Origin of the sequence: Parapedobacter luteus, assembly GCF_900168055.1 — a bacterium.
Classification (GTDB): Bacteria; Bacteroidota; Bacteroidia; order Sphingobacteriales; family Sphingobacteriaceae; genus Parapedobacter; species Parapedobacter luteus.
The window spans coordinates 116154-134173 of the sequence record NZ_FUYS01000006.1 but is presented as its reverse complement, the minus strand read 5'-3'; the positions used below and the strand labels follow the sequence as shown (position 1 = coordinate 134173).

Annotated in this window: 21 protein-coding genes; 13 read left to right on the top strand and 8 right to left on the bottom strand. The window is 48.1% G+C overall.

Annotated features, from left to right (window positions below):
* Positions 1-425: 425 nt before the first annotated feature.
* A complete protein-coding gene (locus tag B5X72_RS13140) occupies positions 426-1181 on the top strand; it encodes an SDR family NAD(P)-dependent oxidoreductase (RefSeq protein WP_079717375.1) in 756 nt (251 codons plus the stop codon).
* 74 nt (positions 1182-1255) lie between these two features.
* A complete protein-coding gene (locus tag B5X72_RS13135; RefSeq protein WP_079717374.1) occupies positions 1256-2182 on the top strand; it encodes a helix-turn-helix domain-containing protein in 927 nt (308 codons plus the stop codon).
* On the opposite strand, the gene B5X72_RS13130 is transcribed toward B5X72_RS13135, so the two are convergent.
* Both B5X72_RS13130 and B5X72_RS13125 read right to left on the bottom strand, forming a co-directional pair.
* A complete protein-coding gene (locus B5X72_RS13130; RefSeq protein ID WP_079717373.1) occupies positions 2179-3714 on the bottom strand; it encodes a glycoside hydrolase 5 family protein in 1536 nt (511 codons plus the stop codon). The genes B5X72_RS13135 and B5X72_RS13130 overlap by 4 nt on opposite strands.
* Before the next feature lie 46 nt (positions 3715-3760).
* Complete coding sequence (locus tag B5X72_RS13125) at positions 3761-4738, bottom strand: GlxA family transcriptional regulator (protein ID WP_079717372.1); 978 nt, start codon at positions 4736-4738, stop codon at positions 3761-3763.
* Positions 4739-4875: 137 nt separating this feature from the next.
* Here B5X72_RS13125 and B5X72_RS13120 point away from each other — a divergent pair, with 137 nt between their 5' ends.
* The 5 genes from B5X72_RS13120 to B5X72_RS13100 all read left to right on the top strand — a co-directional run bounded on the left by B5X72_RS13120 (position 4876) and on the right by B5X72_RS13100 (position 7173).
* On the top strand, positions 4876-5301 hold the full coding sequence (locus B5X72_RS13120) for an SRPBCC family protein (protein WP_079717371.1): 426 nt from the start codon (positions 4876-4878) through the stop codon (positions 5299-5301).
* Between the two features lie 24 nt (positions 5302-5325).
* Entirely contained in the window at positions 5326-5700 is a 375-nt protein-coding gene (locus B5X72_RS13115; RefSeq protein WP_079717370.1) for a DoxX family protein, read from the top strand.
* Positions 5701-5847: 147 nt separating this feature from the next.
* Positions 5848-6297 carry an SRPBCC family protein gene (locus tag B5X72_RS13110; RefSeq protein WP_079717369.1) on the top strand — a complete coding sequence of 150 codons (450 nt, stop codon included), beginning with the start codon at positions 5848-5850 and terminating at the stop codon, positions 6295-6297.
* Positions 6298-6307: 10 nt separating this feature from the next.
* Positions 6308-6709, top strand: a complete 402-nt coding sequence (locus tag B5X72_RS13105; RefSeq protein ID WP_139378685.1) for a VOC family protein — start codon at positions 6308-6310, stop codon at positions 6707-6709.
* 113 nt (positions 6710-6822) lie between these two features.
* On the top strand, positions 6823-7173 hold the full coding sequence (locus B5X72_RS13100) for a TfoX/Sxy family protein (RefSeq protein WP_079717367.1): 351 nt from the start codon (positions 6823-6825) through the stop codon (positions 7171-7173).
* A 1-nt stretch (position 7174) separates the two neighbouring features.
* Here B5X72_RS13100 and B5X72_RS13095 read toward each other — a convergent pair whose 3' ends face one another.
* Complete coding sequence (locus B5X72_RS13095; protein ID WP_079717366.1) at positions 7175-7714, bottom strand: dihydrofolate reductase family protein; 540 nt, start codon at positions 7712-7714, stop codon at positions 7175-7177.
* Between the two features lie 323 nt (positions 7715-8037).
* Between B5X72_RS13095 and B5X72_RS13090 the strand changes: the two genes are divergently transcribed.
* The 5 genes from B5X72_RS13090 to B5X72_RS13070 all read left to right on the top strand — a co-directional run bounded on the left by B5X72_RS13090 (position 8038) and on the right by B5X72_RS13070 (position 11749).
* A complete protein-coding gene (locus B5X72_RS13090) occupies positions 8038-8478 on the top strand; it encodes a GNAT family N-acetyltransferase (RefSeq protein ID WP_079717365.1) in 441 nt (146 codons plus the stop codon).
* Positions 8475-9635 carry an MFS transporter gene (locus B5X72_RS13085; protein WP_079717364.1) on the top strand — a complete coding sequence of 387 codons (1161 nt, stop codon included), beginning with the start codon at positions 8475-8477 and terminating at the stop codon, positions 9633-9635. The genes B5X72_RS13090 and B5X72_RS13085 overlap by 4 nt, the downstream gene beginning before the upstream one ends.
* Before the next feature lie 244 nt (positions 9636-9879).
* A complete protein-coding gene (locus tag B5X72_RS13080) occupies positions 9880-10773 on the top strand; it encodes an AraC family transcriptional regulator (RefSeq protein WP_079717363.1) in 894 nt (297 codons plus the stop codon).
* A gap of 78 nt (positions 10774-10851) precedes the next feature.
* A complete protein-coding gene (locus tag B5X72_RS13075; protein ID WP_079717362.1) occupies positions 10852-11391 on the top strand; it encodes a lipocalin family protein in 540 nt (179 codons plus the stop codon).
* Positions 11392-11470: 79 nt separating this feature from the next.
* Complete coding sequence (locus tag B5X72_RS13070; protein WP_079717361.1) at positions 11471-11749, top strand: hypothetical protein; 279 nt, start codon at positions 11471-11473, stop codon at positions 11747-11749.
* 10 nt (positions 11750-11759) lie between these two features.
* Here B5X72_RS13070 and B5X72_RS13065 read toward each other — a convergent pair whose 3' ends face one another.
* Entirely contained in the window at positions 11760-12161 is a 402-nt protein-coding gene (locus tag B5X72_RS13065) for a VOC family protein (protein WP_079717360.1), read from the bottom strand.
* A 161-nt stretch (positions 12162-12322) separates the two neighbouring features.
* Positions 12323-13603 carry a sugar MFS transporter gene (locus B5X72_RS13060; RefSeq protein WP_079717359.1) on the bottom strand — a complete coding sequence of 427 codons (1281 nt, stop codon included), beginning with the start codon at positions 13601-13603 and terminating at the stop codon, positions 12323-12325.
* Between the two features lie 274 nt (positions 13604-13877).
* Here B5X72_RS13060 and B5X72_RS13055 point away from each other — a divergent pair, with 274 nt between their 5' ends.
* On the top strand, positions 13878-14549 hold the full coding sequence (locus B5X72_RS13055; protein WP_079717358.1) for an STING domain-containing protein: 672 nt from the start codon (positions 13878-13880) through the stop codon (positions 14547-14549).
* Between the two features lie 12 nt (positions 14550-14561).
* Here B5X72_RS13055 and B5X72_RS13050 read toward each other — a convergent pair whose 3' ends face one another.
* The 3 genes from B5X72_RS13050 to B5X72_RS13040 all read right to left on the bottom strand — a co-directional run bounded on the left by B5X72_RS13050 (position 14562) and on the right by B5X72_RS13040 (position 17976).
* Positions 14562-14930: an MmcQ/YjbR family DNA-binding protein gene (locus tag B5X72_RS13050; protein ID WP_200119186.1), complete on the bottom strand. Its 369-nt coding sequence runs from the start codon at positions 14928-14930 to the stop codon at positions 14562-14564.
* A gap of 240 nt (positions 14931-15170) precedes the next feature.
* Positions 15171-16070 (bottom strand): glutaminyl-peptide cyclotransferase, encoded by a 900-nt coding sequence (locus B5X72_RS13045; protein WP_176146200.1) that lies wholly within the window; start codon positions 16068-16070, stop codon positions 15171-15173.
* Positions 16071-16722: 652 nt separating this feature from the next.
* Positions 16723-17976, bottom strand: a complete 1254-nt coding sequence (locus B5X72_RS13040; protein WP_079717356.1) for a thioredoxin family protein — start codon at positions 17974-17976, stop codon at positions 16723-16725.
* Between the last annotated feature and the right edge of the window lie 44 nt (positions 17977-18020).

Sequence of the window (18020 nt, the reverse complement as noted above, 5' to 3'; positions counted from 1 at the left end):
ATTGCTGACATGCAAGTTAGTTAGGCTGTTTTTTGTTTTCCCAAAAGGTCGTCCGCTAGCTTTTGGACGTCGGTAGTCAGAAACAAATAAGCCTGCGCTAGGTGGGCTTTGACAATGATTTGACGGAGGACCTATCAAAAACTGAATGAGACATGCGCCAGCCACCGATCGCCCGCTTTTACGCTGCTATCAGCAAGGTTCTGCGACAGGGGCGATTGCTAATTGCCTCCGAAGGCGATTCGTCCGGCATTGATCTCGACACCCGCTACGCCGGTCAGGGAATTGCCGCCCGATTGGGCCACGTCATACCGGCCAACCCTATGTCAGTCTCTTCGCTTCCCTCGATTAGGCTTCAAAATCCCTCAATTCAGCTACGTAGCCTGATATGCATATTCGGACCTTTGTCCTATAAATCAATTACAGTTATGCAAGCAAATGAAAAAATAGCCCTTGTAACGGGCGCCAATCAGGGCGTAGGTTTTCAAATTGCCAAAGCCCTTGCCGACAACGGCTACACCGTGTATGTAGGTTCACGCAATGCGCAAAATGGCGAGGCAGCCGTAGGCGAAATCGGCGGCAAGGCTCGCGCAATACAGCTGGATGTCACCGAGCAACATTCTATCGCTGCGGCCGCGGCACAAGTACAGCGCGATTTTGGTATGCTTAACCTTTTGGTAAATAATGCAGCCATTTCGCACGCCGGAAGCCGGGGCCGTACGCTTGAGGAAATAATGGCTGCAAACCGCCCAAGCGCCGCTTCACTAACCGAAATGCGCACGGTCTGGGAAACGAACGTCTTTGGTGTTGTTGCCATGACGCAGGCTTTCTTGCCGTTGCTCCGCAATGCGCCTGCTGCGCGCATCGTAAACGTATCGAGCGGGCTCGGTTCGCTTACCATGAACATGGACCCGTCCAACCCCTGGCGAACAAGTTTTGATCTGGTTTACGGTTCATCCAAGACCGCGCTCAACGCCATTACCGTTGCTTTTGCCATCGAACTGGAAGGCACCCCTATCAAGGTAAACGCCGTCAGTCCCGGTTTTACCGCTACGGCACTCAACAATTTTCAGGGAACCGATACCGTCGAAGAAGGCTCACGTGAGCCGATACGCGTAGTGCTTGAGGAAGACGGCCCTACAGGGACGTTTACAGGGCCCGAAAGCGTGGTCTTTCCGTGGTGATACCCTCACGTTCAAAACCTATGGTGATAAGATAAATCATCATAGGTTTTTACTTTATTTTTTAAATTTAGTGGATGAAAAGACAAAACAAACTGATCAGATTTACTTCCATCGCTGATGTACACCAGGCATTTGGCCTGCCCAAGCCCCAGAACCCATTGGTGAGCTTAACGCGTTTTGACAAAGACAGTCCGTTCAATCCTGATAAGGCTCCGATTTACGATGTGCTGGATTTTTATAAAATAACCTTCATTACCGAAAGCAGCGGAAGGCTGGAATACGGGCAGGACTATTATGATTTCAAAGAAGGAAGCATGATGTTTATGGCGCCGAACCAATTGGTAGGGGCAACCGAATACACCGACGTGGCTTCATCATACGTCATGCTCATCCATCCCGATTTTTTGCTTGGGTATCCACTGGCAAAAAAGATAAAACAGTACGGCTACTTTTCCTATTCAGTCAATGAAGCCCTGCACCTGTCCGATAATGAGAAGGAAGTCATTCTTTCCGTTTACCGGATTATTGAGAAAGAACTTCATAGCCGGATTGACGAATTCAGCCAAGATGTCGTTATTGCACAGGTTGAGCTGTTGCTCAGCTATGCAAACCGGTTTTACAAGCGCCAATTCATTACCCGTAAAGCGGTAAACAACGATTTGCTGCAAAAGATGGAAGCGCTGTTGGACGAATATTTCAACAGTCGGCAATCGCTGCGCCGGGGTATTCCCACTGTACACTATCTTTCGGCACAATTACACGTTTCACCAGGCTACTTGAGCGATGTGCTGCGCTCGCTCATCGGACAAAGCGCACAGCAGCTCATCCACACCAAGTTGATCGATAAGGCAAAAGAAAAGCTCTCCACTACACCATTAGCGGTGAGTGAGATTGCTTACGAATTAGGCTTTGAACACCCGCAATCCTTCAGTAAGCTATTCAGGCAAAAAACCCGCCAAAGTCCCTTGGAATTCAGGGCCGGGTTTGACCGTCACCGCTAAGGTTTGATAAATACAGGCGATCCAGTCAATGCGAGCGTACTGGTCACACGGGTTTGCTGGTTGTCCCAATCGAACTGCGTAGCTGTCGTCATCTTTAATGACGCCGGAAAGCTGTATTGGGCCGATGCTGTTTCTGATGCTTCACTGGTTTTTGCCCACAATACATAAACATAACTTTCATCATCAGCACCATAAAACGCCGCGCCGTCAATATGGCCGGGCAATTGCAGCATGGCCGTTGCAGCGGGATCATATTGCCGGGTTCTTAATAGACCGCTTACGGTGCGCCAAGCGATACCGCCGGATGTGATGGTAGCATGATAAGGGCCAGATGTTATGTTTTGATAAAAGCCCATTGCCTGATAGGGGTCGTTGGCTTGGGCTAATGGCCTGCTTTCAGCAGGGCCATAAATGTAAAGCGCGCTGATACCCGCCTTTTGCGCCTGGACCGCTGCCTTTATTAAAAAATTCCGTTGCACAACATCGCCTCCAATATAGCCGTCGATGGATTTACGCGGTATATTGCTTTCCGTAATGATGAAGGCTTTCTTAGGGTTGGTTGTTCCGTCATACGAATAGTTATCAAGCACAGCCTGAAACGCGTTTTTATGGTTGACGAGTGCCGTAGCCGCTGCGTCAGAATTGTGATTGCTTCCCAAGTAATACATTGGATACACGTGGTAACTTAGGCAATCGAACCACTCACCACCCTTTTTTGGGTAATCGGCGCTGACGCTTCCTCCGTTTGGGTTATCAGTATTGCGTAATATGGCCTCCAGAAAACTCGGATAACCTAAGCCGCCCACGCACACCAGGCCATCGCCATCCAAATGTTTGACGATTTCATAGGTAATCCTGAGCATCCGCACATAGGATTGGATAGGCGCCGCAAAGTTCGGGAGATCGCACGGGTTGGGATCTGTTTGCGCCCAGGTTTGGGTGGCTTCCCAGTTGTTGGTGTAGTCAGGCTCATTCCAGACCTCCCAGTACTTTACATAAGGACCATAAGTCTTCACTACGTTGTAAACATAGCTGGCATAGTAGTTATTGTCATTCACCTTTCCGGCCGAAGACCATATCGGCTCATACAGGTTGGCGAAGGTTTGCGATCGGACGCCATTGCAGTAGCTTGCCTGTTCCCTATGGGCATCAGTTGGGCCGTTGAGGAAGACTGTATGGTCTGTACCGCCCAGTTGTTGGTAAGTTTCAAACGCGTTTAGCCGGATGTCATAGCCCCATTGTTGCACAAAGTGGTCGTACATCGCAGGACGTAGGCTATTCACCCCCACACCAGCAATACCCTTTGCCGTATTGCCCATTAGCAATTCAGCCAACTGTTCGTCGGACCAACCTTGATAGGCTCCCATGTTAGAACCGTACAGAAATCTTTCTGCCAGGTCTGAGGGGGGCGTTTTCGGTTCGTCCGTCGGATCCGTATGGATTTTTTCTTTTGTGCATGACACCACAAAGGATAAAAGAAGCAAGAAAGAAAGTGCATAAGCTCCACTGGACAGGTGCAATCGTTTAACCATATCGGATTACTTGTAAAAAACGTTAAGCAGCGAGACTATTTGCTCCTCACACCTCGTTAGCCACTCGGGCAAACTTATTCCTATATTCTATCGGCGTAAGCCCGGTAACCTTTTTAAAGGTGTCTCGGAACGCTTTTGTATCGGTATACCCCACATCAAACATGATTTCCGTTACGTTCTTCCTTGATGCCTCAAAGAAACTTTTGGCAGCCTCTATCCTTACGCGCTGTATATATTCTATGGGTGTATTGTTGGTGGCCTCTTTAAACCTTCTCTCAAAGGTCCTGCGGCCTGTATTAATCAAATTTGCCAGCGTTTCTATTGTTAATTTGTGATGATAATTTTTTTCAATGTAGTCCTGTACTTTTTGGATGCCAACATCACCGTGATTCCGTTGCCCCTTGAATATAGCAAACTGCGATTGGCTATCCCTTCCAATATCTAACGCAAAATATTTGGATATCATCACGGCCGTCTCTCTGTCGGCAAATTTTTCAACTAAGTATAATATCAAATTCCACAAGCTGCTTGCTCCGCCAGAGCTGTAAATATTGCCATGTTCTGTGATGATAGCGCCATCTTCCACTTCCACTTCGGGATATCGCTCTTTAAACTCATTAATATAAGCCCAGTGCGTGGAACACTTTTTTCCGTTGAGGAGACCCGTTTCAGCCAAAAGGAAAGCGCCGATGCACAAACTGGCAAGACTTGCGCCTTTTTCATGCAACTTCTTAAAATAAGGGATTGCCTCTGCGTTAGCCTGAATTCCTTTGGCTGTGTCGCCAAATGTAGGCGGAATGATTAGTAGGTCCGTTTCCATTACGTCCTTGAGCAACCTATCGGTTTTGATGGTGTATTCGCCATTGTTGGCGGGCACGTATTCCTTTAAGCCTACATATTCAACCTTAAAAATAGGTCTTTTGCCGAATGTGGCCAAAAACTCATTGGCGGTATGAAACGTTCTGAACGGCGGTGTGACGGCCTCAATCACCCCATATTCAGGTACAAAGACAGAAATCTGCATATCAACAATCTAATAAGCCGCAAGATAGGAAATAGTTTGTCATAATTCACCCCTAAAGTTGTCATTTTCACAACAGCTACAATCGTATACCCTATCGTAATTTTGAATTGTAAAATTTAACAAATAAAATACTCGTGATGACACAAGCAACAAGAATTACGGTAGAGGCAACAGCAAATGCTCCCGTAGAAAAAGTTTGGAAGGTTTGGAATACACCAAGCGACATTATGCAATGGAACGCTCCAGACCCAAGTTGGCATAGCCCAAGCAGCGAAAACGACCTGCGTGTAGGAGGGAAGTTCAAGCACCGGATGGAAGCCAAGGACGGCAGCTTCGGTTTTGATTTTGAAGGCGTTTACGAAACGGTAGAATTGCACAAAGAAATTGCTTACACTATGCCTGACGGGCGAAAGGCTACTACGCTGTTCACGTCACAAAATGGTAAAACCCATGTGGCAACCACGTTTGATGCCGAGACAGAAAATGACCCGGAGTTTCAGAAACAAGGCTGGCAAGCGATCCTAGACAACTTTGTAAACTATGTCGAGTCAACTAATTCATAAGGCATTGTCTTAATAGATAACAACATGAAAAAGAATAAAACAATCTTTTGGGTGGCCACGATCATCATCATCCTTTGGGAAGGTGTCATGCCGCTTAGCGCCCTGCTTTTTTCACCGGAGCAGGCGACCATAGGTACAAGGCCCTTGGGCTACCCCGACTACTTTGCCTATGCACTGATTATCTGTAAGGTCCTCGGCGTGTTAGCGATTTCCGTTCCGCAAGTCCCGGCCAGGCTCAAGGAATGGGCATATGCGGGACTTACATTCAATCTAGTCTTTGCATTCATCAGCCATGCGGCCGTAGATCAAAACATAGGGTATATGTTGATGCCACTTGCAGTGCTTGGCATTCTTGCCATTTCATATCGCTATAACCGTAAAATCCAGACCTATGGCTAAGACCAATTATCAAACAATTGATGATTCCAACAGGAAAACCGCTACCTAACGCGCTGATAAAAAAAATCATCACGTTCCGCAAACAGGAAAATGAGCAATCAGCGGAGCGTACAAGAAATAATTAGTAACAAATTAAATTTTTTGATCATGGAAAGTAATTCAGTTTCATTACATCGGGTAATCCAGGCAAGTCCTGAAAAGGTCTTTCGCGCATTTGCAGATCCCATCGCCCATGCTACGTGGCTGCCGCCATACGGCTTTGTGTGCACTGTGCAGCAAATGGATTTCACGGAAGGTGGGAAGTTCCGTATGACGTTTATTAATTTCAGTACCGGGAATGGGCACTCTTTTGGCGGAACGTATCTTGAAATAAAACCTAATGAGTTTATTAAATATACCGATACGTTTGACGACCCCAATTTGCCGGGGGAAATGACAACAACCATACGGCTAAAAAAGGTTTCGTGCGGCACTGAACTCAACGTGCTACAAGAGGGAATTCCTTCAGCCATACCGGCGGAGATGTGTTATTTGGGCTGGCAGGAATCGCTGGAGAAATTAATCAAGCTTGTAGAGCCGGAAATTCCTGATGCCTAATTCAACGAACATGATTGATCGTAATAATGGCAAATTAGTGAGTGCAATCTTCATTACTTTTCCCGGCAATTGTAGGAGAGCACTCACATTTTACCAGACCTGCTTCGGCGGCACCTTGCAATTCGAAACATTTAGAGAAACGTTGGAAGGCTATGCCGAGGTGCCAGTCATCAGCGGGTCTCTTGTTTCTGACAGCATCATCATACACGGTTCAGATCTCGTGTATGATGAGGGAAGGACGCTTGGGAACTACATGTCTATTTTCCTGCATTGTCAAAATACTCTTGAAAGAAAAGCGCTTATTGAAAAGTTGGCGGTCGATAAAAAAGATCGTGCTTTCGAAAAGGATGACGACACAAAGCTTATTGAGGTAGTTGATGCCTTTGACGTGAGGTGGGTACTGCATATTTAGCTGCAGCGTTGGGTGGAGTCGCGGAAGCTGACTATCTTTGAATCCGCCGACGGCGATGTCTTATCAATGCCTAAAGCGAGTTACGACTTCACGTTATTGCATTATCTATATCTATGGCATACGACATTGAGTTGGCACAACGAGTAAGGGCCTACCTTGGTGGTGTCTCCGGCATTACGGTACACGAAAAGAAGATGTTCGGTGGGCTGGCTTTTCTGGTTAACGGCAAGATGTGCATCAACGTTACGGACGATTCTTTGATGTGCCGATTTAGCCCCGATCAGACCGACGCCGTTATTCTACGCAAGGGATGCCAGCCGATGGTCATGAAGGGAAAAAATTTAGCAGGCTATTGCTATGTCAACCCCGAAGGCTTCGCCGATCCAGACGATTTCAATTACTGGATAGCGCTGTGTCTTGCGTTTAATGAAGAAGCACAGGTATCAAAGCCGAAAAGAAAGTAACTCATTGTTTTTTATCAACCCGATACCGGAGCGATACCAATCCGGTATCGTACGTTTTACTATCAAGGAGTGTAAGCCGGGTGCGGCTATCCTGTGGGCGAAAAAGCGGTTTTCCGCTGCCCAGCAGTATGGGGTGTACGGACATCCACAGTTCGTCCACTAACCCTTCCTTCATCAAGGCACCTGTTAGTGATGCGCCACCGTACAACCAGATATCTTTGCCGGGCCCCGCTTTGATCTTACGTGCTTCATTCATCGCATTATCTGATATCAAAACCGCCCCTTCTTTTACTTTTTCCAGCGTTCGAGAAAAAACATATTCGCTCGCAGGTGGCATGCCGGGTACCAGTTGACCGTCATTTCCCTCAGCGTAGGCCTGCGCCACCTCATAGCTCTTCCGCCCGATGAAGACCGCATCAATGCGCGAGAAAAATTCTTTCAAGCCATAGTCCTGGTCGGTAAAACACCAGTCGTATTCTCCGTTGGGGCCTTCTATATAACCATCCAATGTTACGGCCAATCCTAAAATTACATTTCGCATGTTGTTCGTTTTTATGCAACGTTGACTTTCATGGCCCGATGCCGCTTAGGTAAGCGGACATCGGTAGCCCATATGCCGGACTGGTGCCCTTCGCCGCGTGCGCGTATCGGCTTTCTGTCAGGCCGTGGTTCCGGCATAACGGGACATAGCAGCAAGTTCATGCCCTGCAAAGATAATGTATGGTGGCGTATGCCGCAATTCTTGTTAAATGAAACCATTCAAAGAAAATATAGCCGTTGCCTCCCGAATTTATCGTCAGATTAAAAGTGTTTTTTTTATAGCTTTGGTCGTCCCACTATGGGATTGTACAAGGAAGACATAACATGCACATCAAGGAAGTTACCTCAAACACCCCCGGTTTGCGCGAGGCCATGGCGCGGTTCCTGCGCCAGCTGACCGGGCGCGAACGCGTTTTCGACGAGGCGGATCTGGAAGCGTTGATAGCTTCGGAAAACAGCCACCTGTTTGTAGCAGTCGCAGACGGCGGCAATTTCGCCGGGATGATTACCGTCTGCATCTACCGTGCGCCCACTGGGCGCAAAGCCTGGGTAGAGGATGTGGTCGTAGACGAGGCGTACCGCGGGCAAGGATTGGGTCGGCGGCTTACCGAACACGCTATCGCCTTTGCGAAGGCGCAGGAGGTCGACCTGCTGTCGCTCACTTCCAATCCTACCCGTATCGAAGCGAACAAGCTGTATCCGAGTGTGGGATTTTCACGCAAGGAGACCAACGTTTATGTGATGACCTTTGAATCGAGCCGATGAACTTAAAAAGCGGCCTGCTGCTCCTGGTAATCTACCTCGCCTTTATTAGTCTTGGTCTACCCGATTCGTTGCTCGGACCTGCCTGGCCAACAATGTATGTCGATTTGCGAGTGCCGGTTCATTTTGCTGGTATCATCTCGATGATCATAGCAGGCGGAACGGTAGTCTCGAGCCTATTGAGTGCCAGGCTGATCAGCCGGTACGGCGTTGCGGCTATTACCACCTCAAGTGTACTGATCACCGCATTGGCACTGCTGGGTTTTTCCGTGTCGCAACACTTCGTTTACCTATGCTTGTTGGCGGTTCCGCTCGGCCTCGGTGCCGGCTGCGTGGATGCGGCGCTCAACAATTATGTGGCATTGCACTACCGGGCACGGCACATGAACTGGCTGCATAGCTTCTGGGGAGTAGGCGCGGCCACCGGGCCGATGATTATGGCGGCCCAATTGTCGGCTGGTGCGGGGTGGGCAAGTGGGTACCGTACCGTCGGCTGGATCCAGATTGCCTTGTTTCTGGTGCTGCTGGCGTCATTGCCGCTTTGGATACCAAACGCCACGGAGGGCGACGGGCCAAATAGAGGAAGGCGCCGTTCATTCTACGAATTGCTCAAAATCAGGGGTGTGAAACAGGCACTCATTATCTTTTTCTGCTATTGCACCGTTGAAGCTACCTTTGGCCTGTGGGGCGCCAGCTTCCTGGTATTCGCCAGGGACGTCGAGCCGGAAGATGCGGCAAGGCTGGTATCTGTCTATTTCGTTGGGATCACCGCTGGCCGCTTCATCTCGGGATTCGTGTCCGAACGAGTGGGCAACAAGCAGCTCGTCTATATCGGCGAGGGGTTAATTGCCGCGGGCCTGCTAGTGCTGTTACTGCCGGTTAAGACATTGTTCTTGCCCGGGTTCCTGTTGGTCGGCTTGGGATGTGCGCCCATCTTTCCAAGCCTCCTGCATGAAACGCCGCGCAACTTCGGCGAACAGCATTCGCAGGCAATCATGGGTTTGCAGATGGCCAGCGCCTATATCGGCATAACGGTCATGCCGCTGCTATTCGGCAAATTGGCGTCCCACACGGGCTATGCGGTGCTGCCGGCTTTTATGGGCGTGGTACTGGCCGTGAAAATCGTAATGACCTGGCACCTGAACAGAAAAGTCACTTAGCCGAATAGGGATAGTGCATTCTCAAATCGTCCAACGGGAAGCTCTCTCGTGTGTGCCGGTTTTAGCTTTAGCGTCTGCGCAATTCGGCACCGGTGGCTAAGCCTGCGCTGATTGGGAACGAATAAGCATGCAGCCTTCATGACAAGGCAAGACTTGGAACAAGGGAATCCGATATTTTTGGGCATACAAAAGTCGAGCGATATTTCGTTGGCCATGGTATTCTTGCTGCATAAAAGGAAATAAAATGTTAAACGAATTAAACGGGGTAATGGATTATATTGAAGATCATCTCACCGATGATCTGTCCCTTGAAGCCATCGCCGACTACGCAGGTGTTTCGGACTATCATTTTAGGAAGATATTTTTTTATCTTTCTGGATTGACGCTGAGTGAGTATATCAAAGGACGGAAACTGTCAGAAGCCAATAAAGACTTACTGAGTGGTGATAGGGTAACGGATGTCGCTTTCAAATATGGCTATCAGTCACTAGACGGATTCACTCGTGCGTTCAAGAAATGGAGCGGCTTTTTACCCTCAGAAATAACCAAAAAGGGACCGAACAAATCGGTGCCCAAGCTATCATTTATCATTACTGTAAAAGGAGGAAATACCATGGAATTCAGACTTGAGGAAAAGCCGGCGTTCAATTTCGTCGGTGTCAGTAAACGGGTACCCATGCAATTCGAAGGCATTAATAGCGAAATTGTGGAATTGGCCAAGAGCATCACCGAAGCTCAAAGGCGAGAAATGCATGCCCTTCAGGATATAGGGCCATACGAAATAGTAAATGTCTCTTATGATGCCGACGCCGGGTTTAAGAAAGAAGAGGGCAATTTGACGCATTTGATAGGTGTTTTGACCACCAAAAACGAGGTAAGTGAGCTTTTGGACAAGGTGCCTGTAGCGGCCTGCGCCTGGGCGGTATTTCCAAACGAAGGGCCATTTCCGGCAGCGTTGCAGCAAACCATGGCCAGAACGTATTCCGAGTGGTTGCCGTCGTCCGACTACGAAGTGGTTGATGCTCCTACTTTTTCTTTCGCCAAAATGGATGCGCATAAAAATGATTATGCATACAGCGAAGTGTGGGTCCCTGTTTGCAAAAAGCGGAAGCGACAGGTAAACGGTTTAGCCGTTTAAAAGGCAAGAAGATTACGACGTAGATCGTGGGGTGTTTTTAAAAACATTTACGGCACACGCCGGTTGACTAAAAACCATATGAGCAAGAAAAACAACATCGTCGTCCTTGTGGCAGTCGTCCTGCTTTACTCGTGCGCGAGCATTCCCCCAAATGCAGAGCCTGTACAACATTTTGAGATGGACCGCTATTTGGGCAACTGGTATGAAATAGCACGCCTGGATCACAAGCAGGAGCGCGATCTTAACAATGTAACCGCTACGTACAGCCTCAATGAAAGCGGCACGATCAGGGTACGCAATAGCGGCTATAATTACGTCAAAGGTAAATGGGAGTCGGCAACCGGCAAGGCAAAATTCAGGGATGACCAACGTATCGGTGCACTAAAGGTGTCTTTTTTCGGTCCATTCTATTCGGGCTACAACGTGATCGCGTTGGACAAAGATTATCAGTATGCCTTGGTAGCAGGCGAAAGCCTGAAATATCTTTGGATTTTATCGAGAACGACAGCGGTTCCCGATAGTATCCGGGAGAGTTACCTTCAAAAAGCCGAACAAATCGGCTATGACACATCGCAGCTTATTTGGGTTGCGCATGATAGGGAGGAACCAGCTCATTAATGGATGTTCCGTTGTCAAAATAGGTACGAACATCCGGCGCTGTTATTTGTTGACTCAAAAGGTAAAGCTCAACAAGGCAATGGAACCATTTGAAATTAAGCAAAGCGACGGCGCGTCTACGATATACGTCACCCACAACAGGACTGGAAAAACGGTGAAATTTTTACCTGTTGAGACCATTCCGGTAGGTATGCAGCAAGTCACCGAATCCATCGTTTACGATGACCTTGGCGGCATGTATCTTGCCGAAATGGCAGATGGCTCTGTTTTAGATGCTGAACTTGTAGAACTCGCTTGGGCGTATTACAACCATGATGCTTCAAAAAAGAATAAAACAGGCGAAGATACAACAGATTAGTAGGAGGCAATCAAAGGCCATCCATGTGAAAGACATTGAAGCGATGGCCGTCAGGGTCGGCGAAGAGAAACCCATAATATCCTTCGCCAAACGCTGACGGTCTGGAAATGAGTCGGCCGCCTGCTTTTTCCACCTCCAACGCCCATTTGTCGACTGTCTCGCTGCCGTTTGCGGATAGTGTAAACACTACCTCGGCTGCCCGATGGGGATCAGCCAATTCAATTTCCAAATTGGCTTTCAGCACATCATTCAGAAAAAAGTTGATGACGAAGCCAGCCTCGCCAAAGGAAAAGCTAACCAGTTCGCCGGAGCCATGTGTTCCATTTCGTTTAAATCCCAATGCTGTGTAGAATTTTGCTGTCCGTGTCAAGTCAGTGACAGCCAGATTTGCCCAGATTCTTTTCGGTTTCATCCTGTACGCTTGTTACGCTGCCATGTATTAGGCGAGCCTCGTTTAATGACAAAAATAGGGGTTTTATATGCTTGATTAGCAGGGTAAAAGCGACGAGTTTGCGGGGTATTTGAGACATAGGAAGCCGGGTACACGCAGATTTGATCAGGCGTACGCGGCTGCTAAGGCTTAATTTTATATCCCTCAATGGCATAATAGGCAACGAATGCAAATAGCGGGATAGGAACAAAAAAGCCAGCAGACATGTCGTATAGGTCTGAAACGTAGCCCATTAATGGTGGAAACACCGCTCCGCCCCCAACTGACATCACCAAAAAAGACGCCCCTTGCTTGGTATGAGTTCCTAAGCTCCTGATGGCCAATGCAAATATGGTTGGAAACATAATGGACATGAAAAAGAAAACGCCATAAAGCGCAATGAGGGAAGTCCATCCTAATTTCAACGATACGAGGGGCAGCAGCGCACATACCATTAGTGCATAGCAAGCCAATAGGCGGGAAGGCTTAAAGTACCTCATCAGTGCACTGCCCGAAAACCGGCCCATCATAAATAGGAAAAAACCGAGGGACAAGAAATACGGGCCATATCGCACATCAAACCTGGGATGCATATCGTGGTCCGTAACGAAGTTGATCAGGAAGCTAAAAACACCGGTTTGTGCCGCCACATAGCAAGCTTGGGCGGCAACGCCCAGTTTAAAATGCCTGTTTTTCCATAACGGTTTCTTTGAAATATAAGCGGGATGCGAAGGGTCCGAAATTTCCATGTCACTACCTGGCGTGGGGGCAGCGCCATGAGCGTGCATTAAATCTTCCTCATCGATTTTAGGCAGCTTTAACCGGGAGAAAACAAAGGCAATCGCCAGAACGGACAATCCGATGATAGCGAAGGGAAGGATAATGGAGATCATTTTTTCGCCTTCCACATGGCTGCGATTGCCATAAATGGATAAGGCGATCAGCGGGCCGATTACCCAAGCAAAGCCATTGAAAGACTGGGCAATATTGATTCGCCTTTCAGCGGATTCCGGAGGGCCCAGCTTGGTGGTATAGGGGTTGGCCCCTGTTTCCAGCGTTGCCAAGCCTGCGCCGATCACCAAGAGGCAAAAGAGAAAAAGAACAAACGATTGTAGCGGTGCGGTGCCCGCAGCGAGTAATGCGCCGATTCCAAAAAGGCTCAACCCGAATATAATTCCCTTTTTGTAGCCATATTTTTGGGTGTATAAACCGGCCGGTATGGCCATGCAAAAATAGGCCCCGTAGAGTGAGACTTGTATAAAGCTTGACTGCCATTTTTTTAAGTGCAACAATTCTTGGAAGTTCTTGTCGAGCGTATCCAGCAAGCCGTGTGCGATGCCCCAGGTGAGAAACAGTGCGCTTATTGCCATGAAGGGTGTGGTATAATTCACCCCGTCTGTAATGAAAATTGATTTTTTACTCATAATGTAGGCCGTCTCCTTGAGAATGGAGTCGGCCTAAAATAAGGAAATCCGGCGGATTATAAACAAAAAATGTAACGTCAGAACGTTGCCGGCCTGGAAATGAGCTCGTTTTTTCAAACCCTGTATGAAGGCAGTCATCGGTTCGCCCGACGCAGATAATCATTTCGTTTCCTCATGAAATAAATCAAGTCTGGCACAAAATCATTTCGGTTTTACAGTGCGAAAAGCTGGGATACCTTTGCTTGCATTGGCAATGAGGTAACAATCATTCGAAATGAAATTTGGTTTAAAATTCCTGCCGGTTAAAGACATGTTTTATTCGGTCATCCCGACTGTTGGTACCTATCTCGAATACCTAAACGGTGCTGACAATGCACTGTTTAAAAATCTGTGGGTTTCTCTCGGGGTCGGTTTGGTGGTCTCTTTGGCCTTGGCCATTCTATTTTACAGGGAAAATGTAAAAACATTTAAAAAATCGCTGGCCGAAATTCTGGCGGTCGGTTATTTTAACCATTTCTCCGGCAGGCTGGGAAAATTAGTAAAATCCAAGGTTCCTGTTGATTTTTCTTTTCCAGACAATTCGTTAAAGACATTCACTACCGACAAAATCAACGTTGAAATCGGAATCCCGAAAAATTTTTCTTCATTGTGCAGCTACGCCAATGCGGTGGAGCGAAAAGCGGAGATCGTTTATGTCAGGGAAGCGTCCCAAAGCGAACCTTTTTGGCTTCGTGCCAATATCGACAATGATAGTTTACTGATTTACGAATACCCCAGAACCTTGTTTTCGCTTTCCAAGTACCTGAAGGATGATTTTGGGGATAGCGAAAAAGCAGAAAAAAGTTCCGTAGAAGTATATGCATACTTTAAGCAGAAAATTAACCAGCTACGAATAGCGTACGCCAATGAAATTGCGAATGATCGACTACATTTTATTGATGTTTAATGCACTCCGGTATCATCCATACAGCGACTCATATTCCCTTATCGCCCGTTTAGGAGCTCGTTCTCGCCAACCTTCCAGCAGTAACTTCGCCAATTCATTGAAGTCGACGCGGGCCAGCCGTACCAGCACATAATCATACCCATCGAAATGCGGCGTAGTAAAGTATACTACGGGATTCGATGCAAGCAAGTCATCCTTTCTTTTCGTGTAGACCGCCAGCGATGCCAGGTCTTCCTGTACACGGGCAAAGATTTTCTTGCCCGCATAAAACCCGGGCGTTCCATGGCACAGCCTTTCATTTGCTTCGGGTAGATGGGATACCGCTTCGCGGATGACATGTAGGAAAAATGGATAATCAACCTGCAATTTGTTTTTTGTCATCGTTTTATCTCCTTATTTTCGCCTGACGCCTGCGGGTATATGCGTTCGACTTGCAGCCGGCTTGTAATGTACGCAACATCTATTGTACTTAATGGTATTGCCGATTATCAAATTATCGCAAGCTCCGGCTATGCAAGGCCATAACGCTGCCATCAGGGCAATAGAAATATTTTCTGATATCGGATTTACGAAGATACACATCACCGGGAGAGGTTGGCGCAGCCCCGGGTGTTCTATCGCTTACAGCGCCTGCGGTTTGATCTCGAACAAATAAGGCCACATTTTTCCGGTTACATACAGTGTGCTGTCTGCATCATTGTATGCGATGCCATTCAGCTCATTGTCTTGCGCTTTATGGTCGTATATTCCGATCAGATTTATCCTTGATTCAACCACTCCATTTAGCGGATTGATCACGACGATATAGTCTTCTTGGTAAACATTTGCGTATACTTTTCCTTCGATATATTCCAGCTCGTTCAGCTGAGGCACAGGACCCTTATCGTCAAATACAGGGACGGTATGTAATACACGGAAGGTTTTTGGATCAATGAAATACAACACATTTGAACCATCCGATTTTATCAGCTTCGTGCCATCGTACGTTATTCCCCAACCCTCGCGCGGTTGATCATAGTTGAAGGTCTTAATCAGTCTGAACGAATGCCTGTCAAAGACAAAGCAGGTGTTCTCGCGATAGGTCAAGACATAGATACTATCACCGACTAAGGTCATTCCCTCGCCGAAATAGTTGTCGCCTATTTCTTTTGACCGGATAACTTCCCCGGATTTTACGTTGACAGTCCGCAGCGTTGAAGCACCCTTAATCCCCGTCGTTTCATAGAGTGCCCCATGCTGATATTGTAAACCCTGCGTATACGCGCTCGAATCGTGAGAATAGCGGTTGATTACTTCGTATCGAAACTGTTTTGGAACCGGGGGGAGCAGCGTAAATGCGGAAGAAACCCGCAGCCTTTTGCCCGTATTAAGGAATACAAGGGCAGAAGCGGTATGTTGCCCCATCTTTATTTCGGCTGAATTGACAACCAAGCCTTCCGTGCCATTTTTTATGTCGAGAATCCCGTTGTCTATATAATATTGAATTGAATCGACTCCCGTTGGCAGACCCGCTATGGTCAAGTCCAACGGTTTACCATGCGTTAATCTCTTGCCTTCTGCTATATTTACAAAACGTAAATCCGCGGATCCGGCGCAGGCAAGGAAGAAAAAAAACATTGAATAATATATGCTTTTTGCGTTCATCCAAAACTACTATCAATATGCAAGGTCGCCTGTGTCATATGTATCCTATTTAAAACAAAGATATTAATGAAATATGTTTTTCAAAACGGTGCGTTTAGGAGCAAACAGCTATGCAGGAACTTTTTTAACAAAGTTTTAACATTTTTCCTTAATCCATTGGGGAAGTTATACGTCTATATAGTAGTTTTTAAAAATTGTCTTTTCATAATTTAGGTTTATAATTGGTTAGTTAGAAAGCCCCGATTCTCCCCGTTTCGGGGCTTTTCTTTCATGTCCATCGGATTCAGCCGAAAACGAGCAGTCCGTCACTCGCCCGAAGCGCCGGCAAGCCGCCCTTCCCTTATCCTTCCCTCCGCCCCTGTCCGCATATCCTTCGCATATCCTTCGCTAAAAGTACCCAAAAACGGCTCTTTAGCGAAGGTAAAGCGTTATATAGCGGTAGAAAGGCGTATACAGAGGGGGCTGCAACCATCGCAGCAACAGGGCATGCCATGGGGGACGATATGACATTTTGGGGAATAAAGGGGGCCTACTTGGCGTGTATCCGTGCGCGGATGCGATTGGCGGCGGCTGCAAATCGTTCATTCGGCATCAGCTCATCGCAGCGCATCATCCACGCCCAGGCCTCCCGCAAAGCTGGATCGTCGTCAGCCAGCGCGGTGTCGTATGCGTTGGCAGCTTCATACAAGAAGGAGACAAGCTCGCGTGTATAGGTGTTTACCAGGAACGGTTTATCGGCCTCAAACCCTTTGATGGATGTGCTGTCCTGCGCCTCGCTCAAAAAAGACTCCGTGACTGCCTGGTACCGCCGGTTGTCTTCTGCCTTGACGGAATCTGGGGGAATGGTCATGATGCTATCTACCAAGGCCTTGCCCCAGCGCTTTACGCCTGCGGTATCCCGCACCGATACGTGATGCATCAGGCTTAGGCGTAGAAACCGCTGCTGCTGCCGCTCGCCGAGATGAGGGAGCAATTGCTCAGAAAAAGCAAGTGCCTGCTTCACGTCAAACGGTCGATAGGCGGCAAGCGCTTCGGCAGCACCATCGGTAAGTACTCCAAACAGGCGCGGAGCCAGTTTGCGCTGCTGCTCCGCATCGAGCAGGTGATAGTGGTCAAGCAGGAAAACCAGCGCGAGGTTGTGCATACTGTTGATATGCTCACCCAAGAAGGCCAGTTCGTCCGGCTGGGTGAGCGTGCTCAGGGGAAGCGCCTCGAAGTAGGTGTTTATCGCTTGGCTATTGCTTATGCCGAGTTCGTTCATCTTGACGATGTAGCTGCGCAGAAACGCGGGATCGCGCTGGCCGTTGTTGAATGCCGATTCGAGCCTGCGCAGGTTTTGCGCGTCGCTTGCCGATGCCAGGGCGCGTTCAGCATGGGCAATGAATGCCTGTGCACCGAAGTAGCCTACCGCACGATGTAACAGGTTGCCTTGGGCATCAAGGTATAGGTACGTGGGATAGGCCGCCACCTCATATTGTTTGGCCAGGGCTATGCCGTCACCCTTCTCGGCATCGAGCTTGTAATTGATAAAGGACGTGTTGTATGACTCGCCCACCTCGGGTAAGGGTAGTACTTCCTTATTCATGCGCTTACAGGGGGGGCACCAATCCGTATAAACATCTACGAATATCAGTTTGCCCGAGGCCTCAGCGGCGTTCAGCGCTTCCGACCACGTACCCTCAAAAAATTGGACACCCCTATCGGGATCGGGCGCTGCCTTAGCCGGCAGCATCGGCGGAAAAAGTATGCAAAGTAGGAGAAGGAAATGGTCTGTCGTCTTCATGCAGACGAATATCGGCTTTTATCGCCGGAATCCAAAAAGCGGTA